Origin of the sequence: Pseudomonas sp. H26/SER47-MNA-CIBAN-0231 (assembly GCF_040310465.1) — a bacterium.
GTDB lineage: Bacteria > Pseudomonadota > Gammaproteobacteria > Pseudomonadales > Pseudomonadaceae > Aquipseudomonas > Aquipseudomonas atacamensis.
This window is the reverse complement of sequence record NZ_JBEOPW010000021.1, coordinates 17,234-39,358: the sequence shown is the minus strand read 5'-3', so window position 1 is coordinate 39,358 and position 22,125 is coordinate 17,234. Positions and strand designations below refer to the sequence as shown.

Below are 22,125 nucleotides of genomic sequence, written 5' to 3'. Positions count from 1 at the left end.
ACAACTCTGTGCTGACTGATGCTCCGTCTTCGCGAGCAGGCTCGCTCCCACATTGGTTCATTCGTGTGAATACACGTGTTCCAGCCACACCCAATACATCAGCGCCACAGCACTGATCCCGCCCCCGAGAAGACACACGGCCACCCAGCCAGATTGCGCATAGGTATACGTCGCCGCGATAGCGCCCAAACCACTGCCCACCGAGTAAAAGCACATATACGCACCGACCAGTCGACTCTGCGCATCGGGCCGTGCGGCGAAGATCAGGCTTTGGTTGGTGACGTGCACCGCTTGCACGGCGAAGTCGAGCAGGATCACTCCGACAGCCATGGCCAGCAGCGAACTGTCGACAAATGCGATGGGCAGCCAGGACAGCGTCAGCAGCGCCAGGGCGATGCCGGTGGTGCGATTGCCCAAGCCGCGATCGGCCAGGCGCCCAGCCCGTGCGGCGGCGAGCGCGCCCGCCACTCCGGCCAGACCAAACAGGCCGATCTGTGTGTGGGACAACGACAGGGGCGGGGCGCTGAGCGGCAGCACCATCGAGGTCCACAACACACTGAAGGCGGCGAAGATCAGCAGGGCGAAGATGCCGCGCACGCGCAGTACCCGCTCAGTCAAAAACAATTCCAATACCGAGCGCAGCAGTCGCCAGTAACTGCCCTGTGCGGGCGGTTTTAGGGAGGCGGGCAGGGTGCGCCATAACAGCAGGGCCAAGCCGATCATCATGACTGCCGAGACAAAATACACGCCGCGCCAGCCGGCCAGATCAGCCACTACGCCGGAAACGAAGCGCGCCAGCAAAATGCCCAGTACCACGCCACTGGTGACGGTGCCTACGGCGGCGCCGCGCTGTTCCGGACGAGCAAGGCTGGCGGTGCAGGCGACCACCACTTGCACCACCACCGCCAGCAGACCCACCAGCATCATGGCGCCGAGCAGCACTCCCCAGCTCTCGGACAGGCCCACGGCACACAGCGCCGTTGCAGACAACAGCAGTTGGCTGACGATGAGTTTCTTCCGATCGAGCAGATCACCCAGCGGCACAATGAACAGCAGCCCGACCGCATACCCGGCTTGCGTGGCCGTGACCACTACGCCGATTGCACCGGATGAAACCCCGAGGCTGGCGGCCATCGATCCCAGCAATGGCTGTGCGAAGTAAACATTGGCCACCGCCATGGCGCAGGTGATTGCAAAGAGAAAAGTCTGCAAACGACTCAGCCCGGTCGTTGCGCTGTCAGCTGCGGCTTGCGCATTGATCAGGGTTTGCGTCTGACACGGCATCCTTGCTTCCTCTTAGTGTGGTTTTGAATTGAAACCGAGGCGTTGATCTTTATTCATTCGGGTTGTTAAATGCAACCACATTCAATAGCCGATCCATCAGGAATCACATGGCCCGACAACAAACATTGGCGCAGAGCGAATGCCCGGTGGCCCGAACCCTCGAAGCCATTGGCGATCGCTGGGCCTTGATGATCATTCGCGATGCGTTCGATGACGTGCGCCGGTTCAGCGAATTCCAGAAACGTCTGGGCCTGGCCAAGAACATCCTCACGGTCAAACTGAAAATGCTCGTCGAGCTCGGCGTGTTGCAGATTCAGCCCGCGTCGGACGGCAGTGCCTACAAGGAATACGTGCTCACCGACATGGGCCGCGCGGTGTTCCCCATCGTGGTCAGCCTGCGGCAGTGGGGCGAGCGCTTTCTGTTTGCGGAAGGCGAGGAGCACTCGATTCTGCTCGACAACGAACGGGCCGAGCCCGTTGAAACCATTGTCGTACGCTCCAGAGCCGGTGCCGTGCTGAGCCCGGAGGATTGTCACCGACAGGTTGTCAGGCGCGGGCAGTGAAACCGGGCGGATAGCCGTGGCGCGTATCGATAGCCGCGCCTTCTCGTGACATGTCGGGTCGGCGTCTGGCGGGTTTTTGATCTAGGCTGTTTTCGATCCTCGATCAGCAGCGGTGCGCCGTTGCCATATTTCCAGCAACGCGATTACCGGAGTGCCTGATGAGCCTTTCACCTTTCCACCTCGCCATCCCGGTCTACGATCTTGCCGCTTGCCGGCGTTTTTACGGTGAAGTGTTCGGCCTGGAGGAGGGGCGGTCCAGCGCGCAATGGGTCGACTTCAACTTCTACGGCCACCAATTGGTGATCCACGAACAGCCGAAAACGGCTGCCCAGCAAAGCGTTAATAGCAACCCGGTAGACGGTCACGACGTACCGGTCCCGCACTTCGGCATCATTTTGCAGTGGGAGCAATGGGAAGCACTGGCCGAGCGACTGAAGTCATTCGGCACGCAATTCGTGATCGAGCCCTACATTCGATTCAAGGGTCAGGTCGGCGAGCAGGCGACCATGTTTCTACTCGATCCCTGCGGCAATGCGCTGGAATTCAAGGCGTTCAAAGACATGAGTCAGGTGTTTGCCAAATGATCACAGCGTAGTGGTCTGGCCGTTGCGATCGCGTTCATAAACCTTGTTGGCCTGCAGCTTCTCCTTCAGCCAGCGCTCGGCCGTGCCCAAGGGCCGTTGGCGCGCCCACAATAGATCGACGCCGATTTGCCAGTCGGTATGCGGGTACGCCGACAGCTGCAACTCGACCAGTTCGCCATTGCCCAGTTCACGCTGGATCAGCTGGCGCGGCAGGGTCGCCCAGCCGAGGCCGGCGCGGACCATTTCGAGCAGGGCCAGATAGCTTTCCGCTTGCCACAGTTGCGTCGAACGCAGGTATTCACTGCTCGGCAGTTTGCTGGCGTGCGCACTGAACGCCAGGCGCCGGTGCACGTGCAAATCGTCGAACGTGACATTGTCCAGTTTCGCCAGCGGATGATCGGGATGGCAGACGTGCAGCATGATCAGTTTACCCAGTTGCTGGAACGCCAGTTCCCGAGGATAGCCCGGCTGCGAAAACGCCACGCCCAGCACCGCCTCGCCACTGCTGACCAGTTCGCTGACATCGCCGTAGACCGGGTGGCGAATGATCAGATCGACAAACGGGAAGGCCTGCTCGAACGCTTGCAGCACCGGCATGATCGGGCCGTACGGCGTTTCAATCGCCAGGGTCAGGCTCGGTTCGACGCTGTCCGAGAGGCAATCGGCGTGGGCCTCGAAGGTCATGCAGCGCTCCAGTACCGCCTCTGCCTGCACCAGCAATTTATGCCCGCTGGCGGTGAGGGCAGGGCTGCGATTGCGGCGGTCGAACAACTCGACGCCAAGGTCGGTTTCCAGATTGGCAATAGCCGCGCTGATAGTCGACTGCGTCTTGCCCAGCTTGCGCCCGGCGGCGGAGAACGAGCCGCTTTTCACCACCTGGACGAACATCAGCAACTGATCGAGTGAGAAGCGCACGCGGTGTACTCCGGGTTTGAGCGAGACGGCGATTGTGCCGCGTCTTTGCCATCGAAAAAAGCGATGGTTGCCAATTTGTTTCATCGTTAAAAACATTCAAGGATGACCCCGCGTCTTCGAACGCCGGGGCCGATTCTGTTTGTGCGTCTGTCCCTGACCGCCCGCGATTACAACCAACGCTGCCCCTTCAGGAGCTTGTGCCATGACTACACAACGCGTTCACCCGGTCGATGAGGTGTTGCCCCTGCGGCAGCTGGTCACCTTCGGTCTGCAGCATGTTCTGGTGATGTATGCGGGAGCGGTGGCGGTGCCGCTGATTCTCGGCAGTGCGATGGGGCTGACGTCGGCTCAGGTGGTTTTACTGATCAACGCCAACCTGCTGACGTCCGGTGTGGCGACGTTGATTCAGACCCTCGGCTTCTGGAAGTTCGGCGCGCGGTTACCGTTGATTCAGGGCTGCTCGTTCATTGCGCTGGCGCCGATGATCATGATCGGCAAGGAGTTCGGTCTCAGCCAGATCTTTGGGGCGGTGATCGCCGCCGGCTTCCTGACCATCGCACTGGCGCCGGTGTTCAGCCGCTTGCTGCGATTCTTTCCGCCCGTGGTGATTGGCAGCCTGATCACCATCATCGGTATTTCACTGATGCCGGCGGCGGCAATCTGGCTGGGTGGTGGCAATCCCGATTCGCCTGACTTCGGTCGCCCGGGCAATCTGCTGCTGGGTCTGGCCACGGTCAGTGTGACGCTGGTGATTTATGCGAAATTCAGCGGCTTCATCGGTAACCTCAGTGTGCTCATCGGCTTGTTTGTCGGCAGCCTGATCGCTGCCGCCTGCGGCATGACGCACTTCAATCGGGTCAGCGAGGCGGCGTGGTTCGAATTGAGCGCGCCAATGGCGTTCGGTCCGCCGGAATTCTCTCTGGTACCGATTCTGATCATGACCCTGGCGATGCTGGTGATCATGGCCGAGACCACTGGTAACTGCCTGGCCATTGGCAAACTGGTCGGCAAAACGACTACGCAGCAGACCCTCGGCAACGCCTTCCGCGCCGACGGCTTGTCGACCATGCTCGGTGGTCTGTTCAACAGTTTTCCCTACAACGCCTTCACGCAAAACACCGGCCTGATTGCACTTTCGACCATCAAGAGCCGCTTCGTCGTTGCCGCCGCTGGCGCGATCATGGTGTTGATGGGCTTGTTCCCCAAGCTCGGCGCGTTGATTGCGGCGGTGCCCACTCCAGTGCTGGGCGGCTGCGCGATCGTCATGTTCGGCATGACCACGGTGGCGGGCATTCAGGAATTGTCACGGGTGCAGTTCGAAGGCACACGCAACGCCATCATCGTTGCGGTGTCGGTCAGCGTCGGCGTCCTGCCAATGTCGTTTCCGGCCCTGTTCGAACACGTCGGCCCGACGCTGAAAATGGTGCTCGACAGCGGCATTTTCCTCGGTGCGATCACCGCCATTCTGCTCAATGTACTGCTCAACAAACAAAAACCATCGACCGACGCCGTCGGCGCTTCCACGGCCGAACTGGCTGACTGACCTTTGTTCTTTCCCACTGCCCAGGAGTTACCCATGAATCAATTCACTCAGCTTGTTCCGGCCGGCGTCAGCGATCTGGACCTGGCATTGCTGCGCCAGACCATCGCCCTGTCGCAGGCGTCGAAACAACGTGGCCGGCACCCGTTTGCGGCGCTGGTGGCGGACCGCGACGGCAAGGTCATTGCCGAAGCGGGCAACAATTCGATGACGCCGGAAGGTGATCCCACCCAGCATGCCGAACTGGTCGCGGTCGCTGCGGCGGCGAAGCGGTTGTCACCCACGGAGCTGGAGGCGTGCACGCTGTACACCAGCGCCGAACCTTGCTGCATGTGCGCGGGCGCGGTGTATTGGACCGGTGTCGGGCGAGTGGTGTATGCGTTGTCGGAACATGCTTTGCTCGGGCTGACTGGCGATCATCCGGAGAACCCGACGTTCTCGTTGCCGTGTCGCGAAGTGTTTGCCAGAGGGCAGCGCACGGTCAGCGTTTTCGGGCCAATGCTGGAGGCAGAGGCAGCTGAGCCGCATAAAGGGTTCTGGTCTTAGTTGATATGGATCGTTCCCACGCTCCTGCGTGGGGACGCATCCCCTGACGCTCTGCGTCACTTTTACTTCGCCGGGATGACATCCACACATTCCCCAGCGGAATGCCCCCCATGAAATCATTGGATTTTTCTTCTCCACGCTCACCGCGTAGCGTGTCGCAAAGACAAGGAGAATCGCCATGACCCAACCCGCCACTGACGCCGCCGGCAAATTCGACACCTCCCGCGCCAATGAATATGCCCGGCAAAGCCGCATTGCCTTGGCTGGCTACGATGCCTGTCACGACCTGTCGGCCTGCATGCTCGCCGCCAGCCTTGGGCAGTCGCGTCCGGCAAACGTGCTGGTGGTGGGCGCGGGGGGCACCGCGCAGGAAATCATCGCCATGGCCGCGCTGGAGCCGGATTGGCACTTCACTGCGGTCGATCCTTCCGGGCCGATGCTCGATGCTGCGACCGAACATCTGCGCGCCAATGATCTATTGCACAGAGTCCAGATACATCTCGGTCATGTCGAAGACTTGCCGGCCGACGCATCTTTCGACGCCGCCACCCTGATCGGTGTACTCCATCACCTGGGCGGTGACGAGGCCAAGCAACAAATACTGCGCTCCATTCAGGCCCGCCTCAAACCCGGCGCGCCATTGATCGTGGCCGGCAATCATTACGCTTACGCCAGTCAGCCGTTGCTGCTGCAAGCCTGGAGCCAGCGCTGGCGACAGCAGGGCGCAACCGCTGACGAGGTGCAGGCGAAACTCGGGAAGATTTTGCAGGGCGCTGATCCGCCGCACTCGGAGGCGGCGGTACAGGCTTTGTTACATGGTGCCGGGTTCGGCGATGCAACACGGTTTTTCAGCAGTTTGTTCTGGAGCGCCTGGCTGACGTGCAAGCTCAGCCAGGCGACCCGATTTGCCTAAGCCTCCGTCCAGTCCAGCGCAGCCGTCTCGCGCCACTTCACCTCCGTAATCCCATAACGCTCGGCCTGGGGTTTGGAAACCACTTTCAACGGTGGTTTACCCGGTTTCGGAATCGGCGCAATACCGGCGTCACAGCTCGCCCAATGCCAAGCGTCGGCGTTGCGCATACTCTTGGCGCGGATGACGAATGATTTTGGCTGGTCGTGATGTTTGTATTCGATGACGAAAATATCGGTGCTACGCATGAGTTCCTCCTTACGCTCATACGTAAATGATTTTGTCCGACAAGAAAAATTCAAAGGATTTTCTGGCCGGATGATCAGCGTCACTCAGCGCTCTAAAACGCGGTTCTTCATGAAGCCGCGCAGGTTCATCAGGAACAGGCAAAGCTGCAGAACGATCAGCGCGTAAGCCCCGGCATGGACGCCCCAGATCACCCACAGAAAATTGCTCAGACTGAAACAAACGAAGCCGCTCATGCGCCGTTGCGGTTGTTGCGAACCGATCAGCCACGCGGCCAGAACGGTGACCAGCATCGCCGGCCATTGCACCCAATCCAGATATGCCAACACCCTTTCCTCTGCACAGATTTGCTTGATGCAGAAAGGGTACACAGCAACCGAAGGATGGTCACCGCCCGCACGGCTCTGCGTAGCAATGGCGGTGAAAAAGGTTTCGCCCGGCAGAAGCCGGGCGAAGATTTCAGGCGCGCAATCAGTAATCCCAAATCGCAGGTATCCAACGGAAAGCAGCACCATTGATCGCGACCCTACCCACCGAAGGGAAGGCCAGATGCGTGGCGACGAACAGCTCGCCGCTGGCGGCGGCTTCCTTGAGCATGCGCACGCGCACTTCCACCGATTTGGCCGGATCGTGTTCGAAACCGTTGTGCCAGTCGGGGTGATCGAACGCCACCGGGAACAATGCGTCACCGGCAAAGGTCAGGCGCTCGCCACCGGAGTTGACGTAGACCACGCAGTGCCCTGGCGTATGACCACCGGTGAGTTTTGCAACTACGCCAGGTGCAACCTGACATTCGTCTTCGAAGATGTGCAACTTGCTTTCATAGTGGTCGATGAACGCGTTGGCGGTGCTGCGCAGGACGTCTGGTACTGGTGCGGGCATGTCGGTGCTGGTGAAGTCTGGCGTGGACCAGAAATTCACTTCGGCCGCGGTGACGTGGATGCGCACGTCGTGACGCAGACGGCTCTTCACCGAGTCGACCAGCAGGCCGCCGATATGGTCCATGTGCATGTGCGTGATGACGATATCAGTGATGTCGGCGAGATCCACCCCGGCAGCGGCCAGGCGCTTGGGGAACTGCCCGGCACGCGGGAAACCGGGGAATTGGCCACCGAGGCCGGCGTCGACGAGGATGACTTGTTCGCCGCTACGCACCACCAGCACGTTGAGCGCCCAGTCGAAGGCGTCAGGGCCCAGATACATTTCCTTGAACCAGGCGGCACGGTCGGCGGGGTCGGCATTGGTTGACATGGTCTGGGTCGGCAACGGCAACACGCCGTCGCTGATCACCATCACGTCAATGTCGCCCAGGCGCAGGGCGTAGCGCGACGGCACCAGTTCTTCGCTTTGCGTTTGCAGGGCCACCGCGCGGTTGGCGGTGAAGGAATCCAGATGCAGGGTCATGGTGTTCTCCTTGTTTTCAGGGCTAAAGCGGAGGTGAAATCAGGCTACAGGGATCAGCGGATCGGCGGCCGCGAGGGCAGCGCGACGATCTGCGGCGGGCGGGTAGATCCACACCGTGTTGATCTGCGTCTTCAGCTCTTTGGCTTCGGCCTTCACCAGCTTCAGCTGACGATCCCAGCCTTCGGTGTATACCGCGCCCCAGGCGCCCAGATCCAGGCAAGTCACGTACTTGGGCTGGCGATACATTGTCGGAGCGACGCCGAGTAGATCGGCGGCGGCGTTGTTGCCGGCGTAGCGACCCAGGCTGATCGCGTGCTGGCAAGACATCGCAGCATAGTTGCCGAAGTCGTCTGTGGCGGCGCGAGCGACATCACCAGCGGCAAAGACGTGATCGATGCCGTGCACCTTGAGGTTGCCATCGACGTGCAGGCGGCCCTGGCCATCGCGTTCGGCGTCGAGTTGTTCGGTGAGCGGGCTGGCGCGGAAACCTACGGTCCAGATCACGGTCTGGCTTTCGATGTGGCGGCCATCGGCGAGGGTGACGCCATTGGCATCCACAGCGGCAACGCTGGCATCGACGATCCATTCGATACCCAGGTCATTGGACGCCTCGATGATCGACGGGCGAATGCCATCACCCATGGTCGCGGCGATGTCCTTGCTGCGATCGACAATGATCACGCGCAGGTCTTGATCCTCACCGAGGATCGCACGCAGGCGCGCCGGCATCCCCGTCGCAGTTTCAATCCCGGTGAAACCGCCACCCGCGACCACCACGGTGTTGCGCGCAACGCTGGGCGGTTGGTTGCCGAGGGCGATGAGATGACGTTCCAGACGCGCCGAGGATTCGATCTGATCGACATCGAACGCATGCTCCTTGAGGCCAGGCACCGGAGGCCGAGCGAGCTGGCTGCCGCTGGCGAGAACCAGCCGATCGTAGGCCAGTTCACCCGGACGCCCGGCCTCGTCGCGGTAGCCGACTCGGCGCGCCCGGGCGTCGATGCTTTCAGCGGTGCCTTTGACGAAGCGCACACCCACCGCATCGAACAGCGCGTCGAGCGGCGCGTACATGCTGTGCACGTCCGGCTCGTAGAAGCGCGGGCGAATACGCAATTCGGCTTGCGGGGCGAGCAGCGTGATCTCGACATCCTGACGGGCATGCATATCCAGCAAACGCGCAGCGCTCAGCGCACTCCACAGCCCGCCGAACCCTGCACCGATCACCAATAATTGCTGTTTCATAATGTGCTCCCTGACGCTGATGGATGGATGACACCCGAGTCTGATGCGGACTCTGGCGTGACGATCACTGGCCGCCGTAACTGCTTGCCGTACTGCCTGGCGCTCAATCGCCCGCTGTGTAGAGCCATGCTAGGGCGGGGAGGCTGCGAGCGCAGTTGTCCATCGGTGTGCGTGGGCTACGCATGGGTGGAAGGGGGGTATACGAAGGTATGGGGGGCGAGGTGGGAATACCGGGCGAGGTGTTGTTCGAAACGAACATCGCCGCGATCGGCGAAGTCCTTTCGGGTTATGCCTTTTTCGGAGCTGGTGAGAATCAAGGAATCGATCAACCGCGCGGTGCAGAACAACATTCGCAGCTTTCTGGTCAGCTTGGACAGCGCCCACCTGGCTCGCTGAAATGGGCGACGCAGCGCAGGTGCCAGCACGCCTGCGCGGCCGATGCCGTTGTTCAGTCTGTGGGCACTACGTTATCCAACGCTTTGTTGACGGCCAATTCTCCTAGCATGACCACCTGCGCGATGCCCAACAGGGGATTGCGTCGTGAACCTTCCAGCATTCCGGCGAAATCGCTGAGCATCACCGTGGCGGAAGCCAGGGATTCGCAAGCGTTGACCAACAGTGATTCTGTGTCGGACTCAGGATTGACCATAAACAACGTGTTGGGACTGTAGGGCGTGGCGTTGATCTTGGCCGGCGCGAGGTAATGGTCGAGCGCGCGCTCGGCGGCGTCGTGAAGTTTTTTTGAATGGAAGGATTCATAAGGCGATACCGATTCGGTGACCGGCGGATGGGACGGTGTCTGTGACATCAGCTGAAACTCCGATGAGCGCCGCTTGAGCGTCTGGGTATGAGGACGACGCGCCACGGCTGTGGCGCGTCCGCTGGCAGTGAGGGGAGCACGCCCCCTCATGCCTCGATGGCCGGCTAGTTCGACACGCGTCGGCTGTCGAGCACGCGATTGACGATGAGCTCACTCAACATGATAACCTGCTGCAACATCAGCAGCGATCGACGCTGTGGATGGTCAATCACGCCGCCGATTTCGCGGGCCATGTCATTGGCGGCTGCCAGCGATTCACAGGCTTCGACGAGCAACGTTTCCTCATCCACCGTCGGGTCAATGAGAAAGATCCTGCCTGGCTGGCGCTTGGGAATGGTGGTTTTGAGCGTCTGAGGGTCGAGGTAAAAGTTGATGGCGCGAGCAGCCGCATCTTTTATCCGCTGAGGTTCCAGAGCAGGGTCGTACGGGATTGAATCCGCTTCCGGCGGGTTTGGGGTTACTTTGAACATTGATGAAGCTCCTAACACATTTAAGGGAGGCTTCACCCTTTCGCTACCAAACGAAGGGTGGCGGCCATGCACAGGTTGGTAGACCGGGTGTTAGGATCCGGCGCGCCCTAGGACGCCCTATACATGGCCACCGCAAATCCGAGACAGAAATCTCGACGGCAGATCTGTATATCTAACACTGCGGGCTACCAAACCCGATCACCTATTTCAGTGACCGACAAACGATAGGACCCGCAGCCTAGACGCACAAGCCGGCGGATTCTGAAGTACCCGTAGGCAGCGGCGCAAGGCGTTGTAGGCTTTTTGGAGGAGAAATCGGTGTAATTTAAACGTGCTTGCCAAGTCGTGTTTATGCGCTGTACGTGCCTGCTCATCTCACCTTTTCAGAATATCGGAGACCCGAATCTGTTTAGGCCGATCTCAAGGCCGTTGCGCCGTGGGGCGGAGAGTTTCAAGCAAGTCGCGTCGTAGACGGGCTTTTTAGCTCTTCCACTGTTGGCCGTAGATCAGCAGAAAAACGCCTCGGCTGGCAGGTGAAAAAATTACTTGTCAACACTGGGATCACAAATGACATAGCGCTTAGTCTGCTTTGAAAACGAACTCAAAACCAATTCCCATTTTTCTCAGGAGCTCGGCCACGCGCTCGAAGAACAATTCCCCCTGCTCCGAAACCTCGTACTTGCCGTAAACACGGATTACAAGTGACTTGCCGAGTGCAGCGGGAATCTTGTTATAGATCTCACCGCTTTCGATGAAAGCGATGTAGCCGTTTATCTTCCGTTGTAGCGCGAGCAGGTGCTCGGCTTGTAGGGTCTTATTGCCCCATTCTAGGTGGTCAGCGATGCCCAGGATGATGGCGCCACTGTCCGATTTGGGGATTCCCCACATATCGATAATGTTCGGGTCTGTTAAGGACACTGCGGATCCTTGGCCTCCAGCCGGTTTGTTCAATCCCTCTGAGGGAACCGAGCTACAGCTCTGTGGCTTGCCGCCCTTTGCTTTGCTTTAGCTCTACTAGCTCACACGCCTAGTGTCGAACAGCAAAGTCGTCCTTAAGCACAAATTCCATTCCGATGCCTACGCCTTTGAGTACCTCGGTCACGCGGTCGACAAAGGTTTCACCTTGCTCAGGTAGCTCATATAAACCATTGATGCGAATTTTCGGATTCTTGCCCTTGGCTGGCGGATAGCTTTCCAGCAGTTCGCCGCTCTCGATGAAGGCGATGTAGGTATTGATCTTCTCCTGTAGCAACAACAGGTGTTCACCCTGTTGGGCTTTGTCGCCCCATTCCAAGTGATCAGTGATGACGAGTACGACATTGTCGGGTTCCCACTCGGGCACTGCGATGATGTCGACGACTTTTGTTTCGGTGATGGACATGTCTGCTCCCTCAGAGGGTCGGGTCAGGTCGAATGATGTCGACTCTGGTAGGTGGGATTCGGGTGCCTCCGGTGAAGCCGGGTTTACCTTTGCCGACGACGGTTGCGCCGGTCTTTTCTATTTCTGGAAAGCCCAATTTCTGATTGCGCGTCAGTGGCGCTGTTTCCGAAGATTTGCATTCGACGCAGGAGATGTTGCCGTCCGCATCGCGGCCCATCATATCAATGCGCGTGCGTACACCGCTGTCGGTTTTGACGGTGACCTCACGAGCGGCTTCAGGTTTGATCTTACTGAATTCGTCAAAGGACGCTTCTTCGAACGCTTTGCCCTTTTGCTTATTCTTCTCTAGCTGCGTGCTGAGCACGATGTAGATGGGCTCAATCCCCGCATCCTCCGGGAACCAGATGATCGCATCCTGGAACTCAGGTGGGTGCGCGGGGTTGGCCAGCAGCGTGTCCGACTGTGGTGTCGGCGGATAGACCCAGACGGGAGGTAGCTGAGGGGCACCTTCCAGCGCTGGGATCCCCAGCACTCCATCGGAGCTTGCTCCGGGTGTCCAGGTCAGACCGATGCCGTCGCCGATGTCGGCGATGAATTTTTCGCCGTCTTTCTGCGCTTTGATGACCGGTACATTTTCCCAGTCCTTCTTGCCGCCGGTGTAAAAGCCGTAGGCGTTGACGGAGCCGTCCGGCAACGTTTTTACGTTGACACGAACACGCGTTCGGCCGGTTTCAAGCGTGGCGTATTGCTCGTCCTTATAGAAGGCACTGTCCGGGGCGATGCTGGTGTTGGGCATCAATAGCGCCACCGTGCCCACGGCCGCGCCTGCTGCCATGGCGCCTGCACCGTCGAGTAGGCCTAGCGCGAGTGAGCCACCCAGCCGATGGGCAACGGCACTACCGGTTGCGGAGCCGCCGACAAACTGGAGGGGCGTGCCTTCGGCGGTAATCGCTGCGCCAGTGGCCAACACGCCCCATAGCCCGTAGTCCGCCAGTTTTTCAACGGGGACGAACCCTGTCGGGTTGCTGTGGTTGATTTCGCCGTCGGGCAGGTTGCAGCTTTTGGCGAAGACGCAACCCTTGAGGCCGGGTTTCGCGTCTGGCGCTGGCGGGAGTTCTTTGTATTGCGCCCAGTGTTGGGCGTTTAGGTCGACAGGTTCGACGCCGGTGTTGCGGTAACCCTTGGGTGGGTTGGGGACGTAGCCGCTCAATCCTTGGTTCCTTGTTCTGGTCCTTTTTGAACGGGGTGGAGGGTGACAGGCGGAGTTTGCAGTGGCAGTTAGTGGCGCTTTGATTCTAGATTCTGAGGCGCATCTCATTTCCGTGTGATCAAGTCAGCGCTTAAGGAAATGGGGTAGCTCAACTACCTCCGTAATCTCTGGAGCTTCCCCTCGCTCCCAGCCCTCTCCTCGAGGAGAGGGAGCCGACCGTGTTGTCTTCTGTCAGAAATCGGCCTGATCGACCGAGTCGATAGGGGGCGATAAATCCAGGCGACACGCAATTCAATGCGATGAGGGCCTTATCAAGTGTTTTCAGATTTACGCGGTGCAAACTCAACCCAGGCAAGTAGCTCGTCCGCCGCAAAGGGTTTACGCAGGCAGGCAACGACATCGGCTTCTCGAAACTTGGCGCAAAGCAAACCACTCTGATCCGCCGACACAAAAATCACCGGCATCCGCCAGCCTCGCGCCCGCAGTGCATCCAGCATCTGCAAACCACCCATGCCCGGCATCTGAATATCGGAGATCAAACAATCAGTCTGCACCGGCCCGTCCGAGTCAAGGTAGTCCGCCGGCGCCGCATAGCAGAACACCTGATACCCCGACGCCCGCAGCAGGCTGCTCAGCGATGTGCGCATTGCCTCGTCGTCGTCCACTACCGCAATGACATGCGTCTTGTGCATAACGCTCCCGGGCCGGGCGGCCGAGCTGGTGACTCCTGTCGTTCTTGCACCATACGCTGATGGCCAGCGGGCAAAACTATACGTAGGTATAGCGGTTCAGCCATCGCGGCTGAAGCGACTGCGGTAGTCGCGCGGGGAGATCGACAGGTGGCGCTGGAAGCAGGCGCGCAGGCGTTCTTCATCGTTGAAGCCGCAGATGCGGGCGATTCGTTCGATTTTGTGCGGGGAGTTTTCCAGTAAGCGTTTGGCCGCTTCGAGTCGGAACAGCTCGAGCGCTTTCGACGGTGTGCGCCCGGTGCGCGCTTTATAGACCCGCGTGAAGTTGCGCAGGCTCATTGCGGCTTGCTCGGCGAGGCGCTCCACCGTCAGATTCGGATCGCCGAGGCGCTCCATGAGCCAAAGGTGCAGATCATCGAACATTGCAGCGTCCTGCGCCTGCGATTGCAGCAGCGTGCTGTATTGCGCCTGGCCGCCGGGGCGTTTGATGTACACCACCAATTCCCGCGCGACTTGCAACGTCACTTCACGGCCGCAATCGGCCTCGACCAGCGCCAGCGCCAGATCGATCCCGGCGGTGACTCCGGCCGAGGTCCAGACCTTGCCTTGCTGAATGAAGATCGCGTCGGCATCTACCTCGACCGCTGGAAAGCGATCGCGCAAAGCGTCGCACATCGCCCAGTGAGTGGCAGCGCGGCGGGCGTCGAGCAATCCGGCCTGAGCCAGCAGAAACGCACCACTGCACACCGAGACCACGCGGCGGGCGAGGTGAGCATGGTCCTGCAGCCAGTCGCTCAGTTCGCGGTGCTTCTCAAGGGTCTGGCAGATGTCAGGGGCGCCGGGCACGACCAGCGTGTCCAGCGCGGCGGTGTCGAGCGTGGTTAACGCTTGGGTGTCGATGGACAGCCCTTCGACGGTCTGGATCAAGCCACCGTTGAGGCTGGCGGTGTGCAGTTGATATCCAGACTGCCCGCGCTCGGCCATGGCTTTGCTCGCGGCCCAGAACACGGTTTGCGCACCGCTGAGATCGAGCAGGCTCAGGCGTGGGTAGGCGATGAACACCACGTCGCGCGGAGCCGTTGTAAAAGCGGGATGAGTGGACATCGCGGGCCTGCCTGTTTGCAGCGCTGGCGGCGGACTGCCTCAGCCTGGCCGATTTTCAGGGGTTTCTGGCCGGCCGGCAATGGCGCTGACTGTTAGCCTGATTGCTGACCGTCCGGCAGGTGTCTGGATGCGGTGGCCATCCTGAACTAGATTTATTGACCAGCCCAACGCGTGCTGCGATCTCGCCGAGGAGACACAATGACCTTGTGGTCGCATTCCAGCCCTGCGCAAAGTCCCGGCGTGCTCGGCGAGCCAGTGGTGTACGTGGTCGATGACGATGCCTCAATGCGCCAGGCGCTCGACAGCTTGCTGCGCTCGATCGGCCTCCAGGTGCAAACCTTCGACAGCGCCGGAGATTTTCTCGCGCAAGCGCAACGTGAGGTACCCGGTTGCCTGGTGCTCGACGTGCGCCTGCGCGGCGAAAGTGGCCTGACGTTTCAGGAACAGATGGAAAAAAACGGCTTGCGCATCCCCGTGGTGTTCATGACCGGCCACGGCGACATCGCCATGAGCGTCAAGGCGATGAAGGCCGGCGCGGTGGATTTTCTGGCCAAGCCGTTCCGTGATCAGGACATGCTCGACGCCGTGGCCAGTGCGTTGGCTCGCGACCGTGCGCGGCTGGCAGCCGAACACTCCGGCGCCGTTTTGTGTCGGGCTTACCAAACCCTGACCGCACGTGAGCGCGAAGTGCTCGGCTTCGTCATTGCCGGGCTGATGAACAAACAGATTGCCGGACAGCTCAACCTCAGCGAGGTCACGGTCAAGGTCCACCGTGGCCAGGTCATGCGCAAAATGGCCGCACGTTCAGTGGCCGATCTGGTGCGTATCGCAGAAGCGCTGGGCATCGAGCCTGTCCAGCGCAACCCCTGAGCGCTGGCGACGTGCAACTCACCGTGCGGCAAAAAACCTGAGCAGTGTTGACGCAGATGGGCAGCAGAAAACAGATTTTGTGGGACGACGGCGAGCGGGTGCTGTCCCGTGAGCGCGGTTCGAATGATGGCAGCCTTCTGGCGGTGCGTCCGGCGATGGGCCAGCCATTGCCGAGCACCCTGGAGCGTCTGGCGCATGAATACAGCCTCAGGGACGACCTCAATCCTGCCTGGGCGTTGCAGCCGACAGCTTTCGAGCGTACGGGCACCCGAGTTCGTCTGCTGTTCGACGATCCGGGCGGCGAGCCGTTGTCGCGGTTGCTGGTCGCCCCGCTGGATATCGAAACCTGTCTGGAATTGGCCACGAACATCGCCAAGGCACTGGGCCATATGCATCAGCGTGGTCTGGTGCACAAAGACCTGAAACCGCAGCATGTTTTTGTCCATTGTCATGATGGGCAGGCGCGGCTGACCGGCTTCGGCCTGGCCACGCGCTTGCCACGGGAGCGGCAAGCGCCCACGCCACCGGAATCTATCGCCGGGACGCTGGCCTACATGGCGCCGGAACAAACCGGGCGGATGAATCGTTCGATCGATTCGCGTAGTGATCTGTATGCCTTTGGCGTGACGCTTTACCAGATGCTCACCGGCTCGCTGCCGTTCAGTGCAAATGACCCGACGGAGTGGGTGCATTGCCATATCGCGCGGCTGCCAATGCCCGTGTGTGAACGGGTGGCGACGGTGCCGCCGATGTTCTCGCGACTGGTCATGAAACTGCTGGCGAAAACGGCCGAGGAACGCTATCAGAGCGCAGCCGGTGTCGAGCATGACTTGCGCCGTTGCCTCGATGACTGGCGCCGTATGCGGCAGATCGAGACGTTCACGTTGAACGAGCAGGGCGCCTGCGAGCGCTTGCTGATTCCGGAAAAACTCTACGGCCGCGAACACGAAGTGCAAACGTTGATCGATGCCTTCGCCAATGTGGTGCAGACAGGCGCGCCGACACTGGTGCTGGTATCCGGCTATTCCGGCATCGGCAAATCGTCGGTGGTCAGTGAACTGCACAAGGTGCTGGTGCCGTCGCGTGGCTTGTTCGCCGCCGGCAAGTTCGACCAGTACCAGCGCGACGTGCCTTATTCGACCCTGGTTCAGGCCTTTCAGGGGCTGGTGCGGACGCTATTGGGTAAGCGCACCGACGTACTGGCGGGCTGGCGCGAAGCACTGTTGCGGGCACTGGAAGCGAATGCGCGGTTGATCACAGATCTGATCCCCGAACTCAAGCTGATCATCGGCGAGCCGCCGCCCGTGCCTGAGTTGGAGCCGCAACAGGCGCAGCAGCGGTTCCTTCAGGTCTTGCAGCGTTTTATCGGCGTGTTCGCTCAGGCCGAGCATCCGTTGGCGCTGTTCCTTGACGACCTGCAATGGCTCGACGCGGCCACCCTTGATCTGCTCGAAGATATGCTCAGTCGCGCAGAGACCCCTCATCTGCTGCTCGTCGGTGCTTATCGCGACAACGAGGTAGATGGCGATCACCCACTCAGCCGCACACTCAAGACCCTGCATCACGCCGACGTACACATTGACGAAATTCGTCTGGCGCCACTGGCTGGCGCGCACATCGAACAACTGATCAGCGAGTCACTGCGCTGCCCGCCGGCGAGCATTGTCGCGCTGGCGCGGCTGGTACTGGACAAGACCGCTGGCAATCCGTTCTTCGTCATCCAGTTTCTGCACGCCCTGGCCGAGGAGAAGCTGCTGACATACGAGCCTGCGCGCCAGCGCTGGCGGTGGGATGTGCACCTGATCAACGGCAAGGGCTACACCGACAATGTCGTCGATTTGATGGTCGGCAAACTGGCGCGGCTGCCCCAGGAAACCCGCCAGGCGCTGCAACAACTGGCCTGCCTGGGCAACGTCGCGCGTCTCGACACGCTGGCCACAGTCCTTGATGTGCCGGTGCCTCACGTTCACTCCGCATTGTCGCCGGCGGTGCGGCTGGAGTTGGTCGAGCGTCAGGACGGTGCCTACAGGTTTGTGCATGATCGCATCCATGAGGCGGCGTATTCGCTGATCGCGGAAACCGAACGGGCGCAAATGCACCTGCGCATCGGCCGGCTGCTGGCACTGCAAACCCAGGGTGAGCGGCGCGAGGAGGCGATCTTCGAGATTGTCGGCCAGCTCAATCGCGGTGCGCATCTGATCAGCCTGCGTGCCGAGCGCGAGCAGCTGGCCGAGTTCAACCTGCTCGCCGGCCAGCGAGCGAAGGCCTCGACCGCTTATACCTCAGCACTGACCTATCTGGGCGCCGGCGCAGAACTGTTGGGCGAGCAGGGTTATGACAGTCGGCATGAACTGGGTTTCGCTCTGGAGCTGAACCGTGCCGAGTGCGAATTTCTCACCGGCCAACTGCAGCTTGCCGACTCGCGCCTGGCGACATTGGCCGAGCGCGCCGTGACCACCGTCGAGCGCGCGGCGGTGGCGTGCATGCAGATGGATGTCTACTTGCTGCTCGATCGCAGTGACCGGGCGGTGACGGTGTGTCTGGCCTTTCTGCGTCAGGTCGGCATCGATTGGCCAGCGCGTCCGGACGATATTCAGGTGCGCGACGAATATCAGCAGGTCTGGACCAGGCTGCGCGGGCGCAGTATCGAGCAGATGATCGACTTGCCGCTGATGGAGGATCCTGCCGCGCGGGCCACCCTCGATGCGCTGGGCAAACTCTTCGCGCCGGCGGTGCAGTCGGATCTGAACCTCGCCAGCCTGACCATTTGCAAAGCGATCAGCCTGAGCCTGCAATATGGCAACTGCGACGCCTCCTGCCTGCTCTATGCCAACTTCGGGCGCGTGTCGGGGCCGCGTTTTGGCGACTATGCCGCTGGTTATCGATTTGGCCGTCTGGGCTGCGATCTGGTTGATCGGCGCGGGCTCACGCGTTATGAAGCGAGCACTTGGTTGTGCTTCTCGATCTTCGTGGTGCGCTGGATGCGGCCAGTGCGCGAGTGCCGCGAACTGTTGCGCCGTGCGCTCAACGCGGCCCATCGCAGCGGCGATCTGCCGTATGCAGCGTTCGCTGGAAACAGCCTGATTTCCGATCTGTTGTTTATCGGCGAGCCGCTGGCCGAGGTGCAGGCGCAAGCGGAATCAGGGCTGGTCTATGCACAAAAGGTCGGTTTCGGTCTGGTGGCGGATTTCATGCGCTGCCAGTTGACGCTGATCCGCATGCTGCGCGGGCAGACGCCGACGTTCGGCTGTTTCGACGATGAGGGGTTCGATGAAACAGCTGTCGAAGCGCATCTGGCCGGTTCGGCGGATCTGGCGCTGGCGCGCGGCAAGTACTGGGTACGCAAGTTGCAGGCGCGCTATCTGGCCGGGGATTACGCGGCGGCCGCTGAGTGCGCGGCCCAGGCGCAGGGACTTTTGTGGGTGGTTTCGGCGTTTTTCGAGGAGGCCGAATACCATTTCTACGCGGCTTTGACCTTGGCGGCCCACGGCGAAACTGACGCCGGTGCTTTGCAGCGTCTGGGTCAACATCATGAACAGTTGCAGACGTGGGCGCGCTTGTGTGCAGAGACCTTCGCCAGTCAGGTGGCGCTGGTCGGCGCGGAAATGGCGCGCGTCACCGGGCAGTTGCTCGAAGCCGAATTGCAGTACGAGCAAGCCATTCAATTGGCTCAGGACAATGGTTTGCTCCATATCCAAGCGCTGGCCAACGAACTGGCCGCACGGTTCTACAGCGCTCGCGGTCTGGCCAGGATATCCCGCGTCTACCTGCGCGACGCACGTTATGCCTATCTGCGTTGGGGGGCTGCTGGCAAGGTGCGGGAGCTGGAGCGACGTCATCGTTTTCTGCGTGCCGAAGAGGCGCAACCGAATCCGGTCACCACGCTCATTACGCCAGTTGAACATCTCGACCTGGCAACGGTGCTCAAGGTCTCTCAAGCAGTCTCCGGCGAGATCGTCCTGGACCGTTTGATCGAAACGGTGATGCGCACCGCGATCGAACAGGCCGGGGCCGAGCATGGCCTGCTTATTTTGTTGAACGCCGACGTTCCCTATGTCGCTGCGCGAACCCGTATCGGCGACGGTGCCACGCAGTTGTGCAACGCGCCGCTGCACACGGTGGCGCTGGCAGAGTCGGTGCTCTACCAGACGCTGCGCACCGGCGAAAACCTGTGCCTGGACGACGCGGTTGCCGATCCGCTGTTCGCCGCTGATCCATACGTTCAGCAACGAGGCGCGCGCTCGATCCTTTGCCTGGCATTGATGAATCAGGCGCGGGTCGCCGGGGCGCTGTATCTGGAAAACAACCTGTCCGCCGGGGTGTTCAGCCCGACGCGTCTCGCCGTGTTGCGCCTGGTGGCGTCGCAGGCAGCGATCTCGCTGGACAACGCGCGCCTGTACCGCGACCTCGCCGAGCGAGAAGCGAAGATCCGTCGGCTGGTCGACGCCAACATCATCGGCATCATCGTCTGGGGCGTGGAAGGGGAAATCATCGAGGCCAACGACGCGTTCCTGCGCATGGTCGGTTACACCCGTGATGAGTTGCTTTCGGGCAATGTCCATTGGCGTGACATGACCCCGCCGGCGATGCGCGCTAACAGCGATATTGCACTGGCAACGGCGATCCACACCGGCCGGGCCCAGCCATTCGAAAAGGAGTACATCCGCAAGGACGGCAGTCGGCTGCCGGTGATTGTCGGTCTGGCCGCCTTCGAAGCGAGTCAGCAACAGGGCCTGGCCTTTGTGCTGGATATCAGCGAACGCAAGCTGGCTGAAGAGCAAGTGCGCGAAGGCGAGCGTCGTTATCGTCAGGTGCAAACGGAACTGGCCCACGCCAATCGTGTGGCAACCATGGGCCAGTTGGCCGCATCGATTGCCCACGAAGTCAATCAGCCGATCGCCGCCACGGTGACCCATGCCAATGCCGCGTTGCGCTGGCTCGGTGCAAAGCCACCAAATATCAACGAAGTCGAGCAGGGCCTGCGGCATATCATTCTCGACGGCAACCGCGCCGCCGACGTACTCGGGCGCATCCGCGCGCTGATTCACAAAACGCCACCGCAGCGTCAGCCTGTCAGCCTCAATCTGCTGATTGAAGAAATGGTCGGTTTCAGCCGTGGCGAAGCGCTCAAGCACGGCGCCGAAGTCAGCGTTGAGCTGGCGGCAGATTTGCCTTTCGTAGTGGCGGACCGGGTCGAACTGCAACAGGTGCTGCTTAACCTGATCATCAACAGCCTCGAAGCCATGACGATCATGGCAGAGGGGCAGCGACGTCTGCTGATTCGCAGTGAGGCGCTGGGTGATAACGTGCACATCAGTGTCAGCGATTCAGGGCCGGGCTTTGCCTGCGAGCGGGCGGAGCAAGTGTTCACGGCGTTCTACACGACCAAATCCACCGGGCTGGGCATGGGCCTGTCGATTTGCCGCACGATCATTGAAGGACACGGCGGCAAATTGTGGGCCGAGCGCAATGAGCCGAGCGGGGCGCGGGTGGTGTTTGGCTTGCCGCGTTGTGAATGAACATGATCAACAGCCAGGCTACCCGGGCATTGAGCCCGGGTGTTTCTGTCGGTGAGTTCAGGCCACCGGAATAGGATTTTCCAGCAGCGACAGATTGAACTGCTCGATCAACCCATGCTCGTTCGCGCCCTGGTTGGCTCGCAGCGGCAAGACTCGGTCAACCAGCACTTCGGTAGTGGCGGTTTCCAGCTTGATCAGGGTTTCCTCGATAAACTCGCCCAGCGGCATGGCGCGCTCGTCGCCGCTCTTGTGAATCAGGTCGGTATCAACCCAAGGCGGCGCGATTTCCAGGACCTTGACGCTGGTGTCGCGCAGCATGAAACGCTGCGACAGCGAGTAGGAATGGATCGCCGCTTTGGTCGCCGAATATAGCGCCGTGGTCGCCAGCGGCAGGTAGGCCAGCACCGAGCTGTTGTTGATGATGTAGGCCTCGGGCTGGCGCTTGAGGTGTTCGACGAACGCCGCGCTGACGCGCACAGGGCCGAGCAGGTTGGTCTGCAACAGACCGACGGCCTGCGCATCGTCGTAGTCGCCGGAACCCGCGTTGTCGAAGGGCATGATCCCGGCGTTGTTGATGATTACGTTCAACGACGGATGGCGGCGGATGACTTCGGCGGCGACGTCCTTGATCTGCTGCGCATCGTTGATGTCCAGCTGCACGGTATCGATGCCCGGATTCGCTTGGGCAATCTCTGCCAGCAGGGTCTGGCGACGACCAGCGATGATGACCTTGTTGCCGCGCTGATGCAGGGCCTCGGCCAGTGCGCGGCCGATGCCGGAAGTGCCGCCGGTGATGAAGATCGTGTTGGCTTCAAGTTTCATGAGCTG

General features: G+C 60.7%; 21 protein-coding genes. 7 read left to right on the top strand and 14 right to left on the bottom strand.

Annotated elements, in window-relative coordinates; translation table 11 throughout:
- Positions 1 to 57: 57 nt before the first annotated feature.
- Complete coding sequence (locus AAEZ10_RS24065) at positions 58 to 1,284, bottom strand: MFS transporter (RefSeq protein ID WP_350571296.1); 1,227 nt, start codon at positions 1,282 to 1,284, stop codon at positions 58 to 60.
- A 107-nt stretch (positions 1,285 to 1,391) separates the two neighbouring features.
- Here AAEZ10_RS24065 and AAEZ10_RS24060 point away from each other — a divergent pair, with 107 nt between their 5' ends.
- Both AAEZ10_RS24060 and AAEZ10_RS24055 read left to right on the top strand, forming a co-directional pair.
- Positions 1,392 to 1,847 carry a winged helix-turn-helix transcriptional regulator gene (locus AAEZ10_RS24060; RefSeq protein WP_130888629.1) on the top strand — a complete coding sequence of 152 codons (456 nt, stop codon included), beginning with the start codon at positions 1,392 to 1,394 and terminating at the stop codon, positions 1,845 to 1,847.
- A gap of 158 nt (positions 1,848 to 2,005) precedes the next feature.
- Positions 2,006 to 2,431, top strand: coding sequence for a VOC family protein (locus AAEZ10_RS24055; RefSeq protein ID WP_073475213.1), 426 nt, complete (start codon positions 2,006 to 2,008; stop codon positions 2,429 to 2,431).
- On the opposite strand, the gene AAEZ10_RS24050 is transcribed toward AAEZ10_RS24055, so the two are convergent.
- Positions 2,432 to 3,346 carry a LysR family transcriptional regulator gene (locus tag AAEZ10_RS24050; protein WP_016774263.1) on the bottom strand — a complete coding sequence of 305 codons (915 nt, stop codon included), beginning with the start codon at positions 3,344 to 3,346 and terminating at the stop codon, positions 2,432 to 2,434.
- 202 nt (positions 3,347 to 3,548) lie between these two features.
- Here AAEZ10_RS24050 and AAEZ10_RS24045 point away from each other — a divergent pair, with 202 nt between their 5' ends.
- From AAEZ10_RS24045 to AAEZ10_RS24035, 3 genes are all read left to right on the top strand, one after another.
- Complete coding sequence (locus AAEZ10_RS24045; protein ID WP_350571293.1) at positions 3,549 to 4,889, top strand: nucleobase:cation symporter-2 family protein; 1,341 nt, start codon at positions 3,549 to 3,551, stop codon at positions 4,887 to 4,889.
- A gap of 33 nt (positions 4,890 to 4,922) precedes the next feature.
- Positions 4,923 to 5,432: a nucleoside deaminase gene (locus tag AAEZ10_RS24040; RefSeq protein WP_350571291.1), complete on the top strand. Its 510-nt coding sequence runs from the start codon at positions 4,923 to 4,925 to the stop codon at positions 5,430 to 5,432.
- 178 nt (positions 5,433 to 5,610) lie between these two features.
- Positions 5,611 to 6,345 carry a class I SAM-dependent methyltransferase gene (locus AAEZ10_RS24035; RefSeq protein ID WP_122750668.1) on the top strand — a complete coding sequence of 245 codons (735 nt, stop codon included), beginning with the start codon at positions 5,611 to 5,613 and terminating at the stop codon, positions 6,343 to 6,345.
- On the opposite strand, the gene AAEZ10_RS24030 is transcribed toward AAEZ10_RS24035, so the two are convergent.
- The 11 genes from AAEZ10_RS24030 to AAEZ10_RS23980 all read right to left on the bottom strand — a co-directional run bounded on the left by AAEZ10_RS24030 (position 6,342) and on the right by AAEZ10_RS23980 (position 14,908).
- Positions 6,342 to 6,590: a DUF6555 family protein gene (locus AAEZ10_RS24030; RefSeq protein WP_041480580.1), complete on the bottom strand. Its 249-nt coding sequence runs from the start codon at positions 6,588 to 6,590 to the stop codon at positions 6,342 to 6,344. The two genes, AAEZ10_RS24035 and AAEZ10_RS24030, sit on opposite strands and share 4 nt — an antisense overlap.
- Before the next feature lie 84 nt (positions 6,591 to 6,674).
- Positions 6,675 to 6,881: a hypothetical protein gene (locus tag AAEZ10_RS24025; protein ID WP_502947706.1), complete on the bottom strand. Its 207-nt coding sequence runs from the start codon at positions 6,879 to 6,881 to the stop codon at positions 6,675 to 6,677.
- A 178-nt stretch (positions 6,882 to 7,059) separates the two neighbouring features.
- Complete coding sequence (locus tag AAEZ10_RS24020; protein ID WP_016774269.1) at positions 7,060 to 7,992, bottom strand: MBL fold metallo-hydrolase; 933 nt, start codon at positions 7,990 to 7,992, stop codon at positions 7,060 to 7,062.
- Between the two features lie 39 nt (positions 7,993 to 8,031).
- Positions 8,032 to 9,234: an NAD(P)/FAD-dependent oxidoreductase gene (locus tag AAEZ10_RS24015; RefSeq protein ID WP_073475203.1), complete on the bottom strand. Its 1,203-nt coding sequence runs from the start codon at positions 9,232 to 9,234 to the stop codon at positions 8,032 to 8,034.
- Between the two features lie 448 nt (positions 9,235 to 9,682).
- Positions 9,683 to 10,042, bottom strand: a complete 360-nt coding sequence (locus tag AAEZ10_RS24010; RefSeq protein ID WP_339100072.1) for a DUF6124 family protein — start codon at positions 10,040 to 10,042, stop codon at positions 9,683 to 9,685.
- Positions 10,043 to 10,158: 116 nt separating this feature from the next.
- Positions 10,159 to 10,524, bottom strand: coding sequence for a DUF6124 family protein (locus AAEZ10_RS24005; protein WP_016774271.1), 366 nt, complete (start codon positions 10,522 to 10,524; stop codon positions 10,159 to 10,161).
- A gap of 579 nt (positions 10,525 to 11,103) precedes the next feature.
- A complete protein-coding gene (locus AAEZ10_RS24000; protein ID WP_071171895.1) occupies positions 11,104 to 11,442 on the bottom strand; it encodes a DUF6572 domain-containing protein in 339 nt (112 codons plus the stop codon).
- Between the two features lie 109 nt (positions 11,443 to 11,551).
- The gene (locus AAEZ10_RS23995; RefSeq protein WP_016774273.1) at positions 11,552 to 11,905 is read right to left on the bottom strand and encodes a DUF6572 domain-containing protein; all 354 of its coding nucleotides are present in this window, start codon (positions 11,903 to 11,905) and stop codon (positions 11,552 to 11,554) included.
- 10 nt (positions 11,906 to 11,915) lie between these two features.
- Positions 11,916 to 13,115 carry an S-type pyocin domain-containing protein gene (locus AAEZ10_RS23990; protein ID WP_350571287.1) on the bottom strand — a complete coding sequence of 400 codons (1,200 nt, stop codon included), beginning with the start codon at positions 13,113 to 13,115 and terminating at the stop codon, positions 11,916 to 11,918.
- A gap of 311 nt (positions 13,116 to 13,426) precedes the next feature.
- A complete protein-coding gene (locus AAEZ10_RS23985; protein WP_016774274.1) occupies positions 13,427 to 13,807 on the bottom strand; it encodes a response regulator transcription factor in 381 nt (126 codons plus the stop codon).
- Between the two features lie 96 nt (positions 13,808 to 13,903).
- Positions 13,904 to 14,908, bottom strand: coding sequence for a GlxA family transcriptional regulator (locus AAEZ10_RS23980; RefSeq protein ID WP_110645792.1), 1,005 nt, complete (start codon positions 14,906 to 14,908; stop codon positions 13,904 to 13,906).
- A 198-nt stretch (positions 14,909 to 15,106) separates the two neighbouring features.
- On the opposite strand from AAEZ10_RS23980, the gene AAEZ10_RS23975 reads away from it, so the two are divergent.
- Together AAEZ10_RS23975 and AAEZ10_RS23970 are read left to right on the top strand one after the other, a co-directional pair.
- The gene (locus tag AAEZ10_RS23975; protein ID WP_016774275.1) at positions 15,107 to 15,778 is read left to right on the top strand and encodes a response regulator transcription factor; all 672 of its coding nucleotides are present in this window, start codon (positions 15,107 to 15,109) and stop codon (positions 15,776 to 15,778) included.
- A 56-nt stretch (positions 15,779 to 15,834) separates the two neighbouring features.
- On the top strand, positions 15,835 to 21,297 hold the full coding sequence (locus AAEZ10_RS23970; protein ID WP_350571284.1) for a trifunctional serine/threonine-protein kinase/ATP-binding protein/sensor histidine kinase: 5,463 nt from the start codon (positions 15,835 to 15,837) through the stop codon (positions 21,295 to 21,297).
- Between the two features lie 57 nt (positions 21,298 to 21,354).
- Here AAEZ10_RS23970 and AAEZ10_RS23965 read toward each other — a convergent pair whose 3' ends face one another.
- Positions 21,355 to 22,119 carry an SDR family oxidoreductase gene (locus tag AAEZ10_RS23965; protein WP_073475193.1) on the bottom strand — a complete coding sequence of 255 codons (765 nt, stop codon included), beginning with the start codon at positions 22,117 to 22,119 and terminating at the stop codon, positions 21,355 to 21,357.
- Positions 22,120 to 22,125 lie beyond the last annotated feature (6 nt).

Excerpts from the sequence above, each read along its gene's own strand:
- AAEZ10_RS24065 (WP_350571296.1), bottom strand. The coding sequence starts at position 1,284 with ATGCCGTGTCAGACGCAAACCCTGATCAATGCGCAAGCCGCAGCTGAC.
- AAEZ10_RS24060 (WP_130888629.1), top strand. The coding sequence starts at position 1,392 with ATGGCCCGACAACAAACATTGGCGCAGAGCGAATGCCCGGTGGCCCGA.
- AAEZ10_RS24055 (WP_073475213.1), top strand. The coding sequence starts at position 2,006 with ATGAGCCTTTCACCTTTCCACCTCGCCATCCCGGTCTACGATCTTGCC.
- AAEZ10_RS24045 (WP_350571293.1), top strand. The coding sequence starts at position 3,549 with ATGACTACACAACGCGTTCACCCGGTCGATGAGGTGTTGCCCCTGCGG.
- AAEZ10_RS24040 (WP_350571291.1), top strand. The coding sequence starts at position 4,923 with ATGAATCAATTCACTCAGCTTGTTCCGGCCGGCGTCAGCGATCTGGAC.
- AAEZ10_RS24035 (WP_122750668.1), top strand. The coding sequence starts at position 5,611 with ATGACCCAACCCGCCACTGACGCCGCCGGCAAATTCGACACCTCCCGC.
- AAEZ10_RS24030 (WP_041480580.1), bottom strand. The coding sequence starts at position 6,590 with ATGCGTAGCACCGATATTTTCGTCATCGAATACAAACATCACGACCAG.
- AAEZ10_RS24025 (WP_502947706.1), bottom strand. The coding sequence starts at position 6,881 with ATGCTGGTCACCGTTCTGGCCGCGTGGCTGATCGGTTCGCAACAACCG.
- AAEZ10_RS24020 (WP_016774269.1), bottom strand. The coding sequence starts at position 7,992 with ATGACCCTGCATCTGGATTCCTTCACCGCCAACCGCGCGGTGGCCCTG.
- AAEZ10_RS24015 (WP_073475203.1), bottom strand. The coding sequence starts at position 9,234 with ATGAAACAGCAATTATTGGTGATCGGTGCAGGGTTCGGCGGGCTGTGG.
- AAEZ10_RS24010 (WP_339100072.1), bottom strand. The coding sequence starts at position 10,042 with ATGTCACAGACACCGTCCCATCCGCCGGTCACCGAATCGGTATCGCCT.
- AAEZ10_RS24005 (WP_016774271.1), bottom strand. The coding sequence starts at position 10,524 with ATGTTCAAAGTAACCCCAAACCCGCCGGAAGCGGATTCAATCCCGTAC.
- AAEZ10_RS23995 (WP_016774273.1), bottom strand. The coding sequence starts at position 11,905 with ATGTCCATCACCGAAACAAAAGTCGTCGACATCATCGCAGTGCCCGAG.
- AAEZ10_RS23985 (WP_016774274.1), bottom strand. The coding sequence starts at position 13,807 with ATGCACAAGACGCATGTCATTGCGGTAGTGGACGACGACGAGGCAATG.
- AAEZ10_RS23980 (WP_110645792.1), bottom strand. The coding sequence starts at position 14,908 with ATGTCCACTCATCCCGCTTTTACAACGGCTCCGCGCGACGTGGTGTTC.
- AAEZ10_RS23975 (WP_016774275.1), top strand. The coding sequence starts at position 15,107 with ATGACCTTGTGGTCGCATTCCAGCCCTGCGCAAAGTCCCGGCGTGCTC.
- AAEZ10_RS23970 (WP_350571284.1), top strand. The coding sequence starts at position 15,835 with ATGGGCAGCAGAAAACAGATTTTGTGGGACGACGGCGAGCGGGTGCTG.
- AAEZ10_RS23965 (WP_073475193.1), bottom strand. The coding sequence starts at position 22,119 with ATGAAACTTGAAGCCAACACGATCTTCATCACCGGCGGCACTTCCGGC.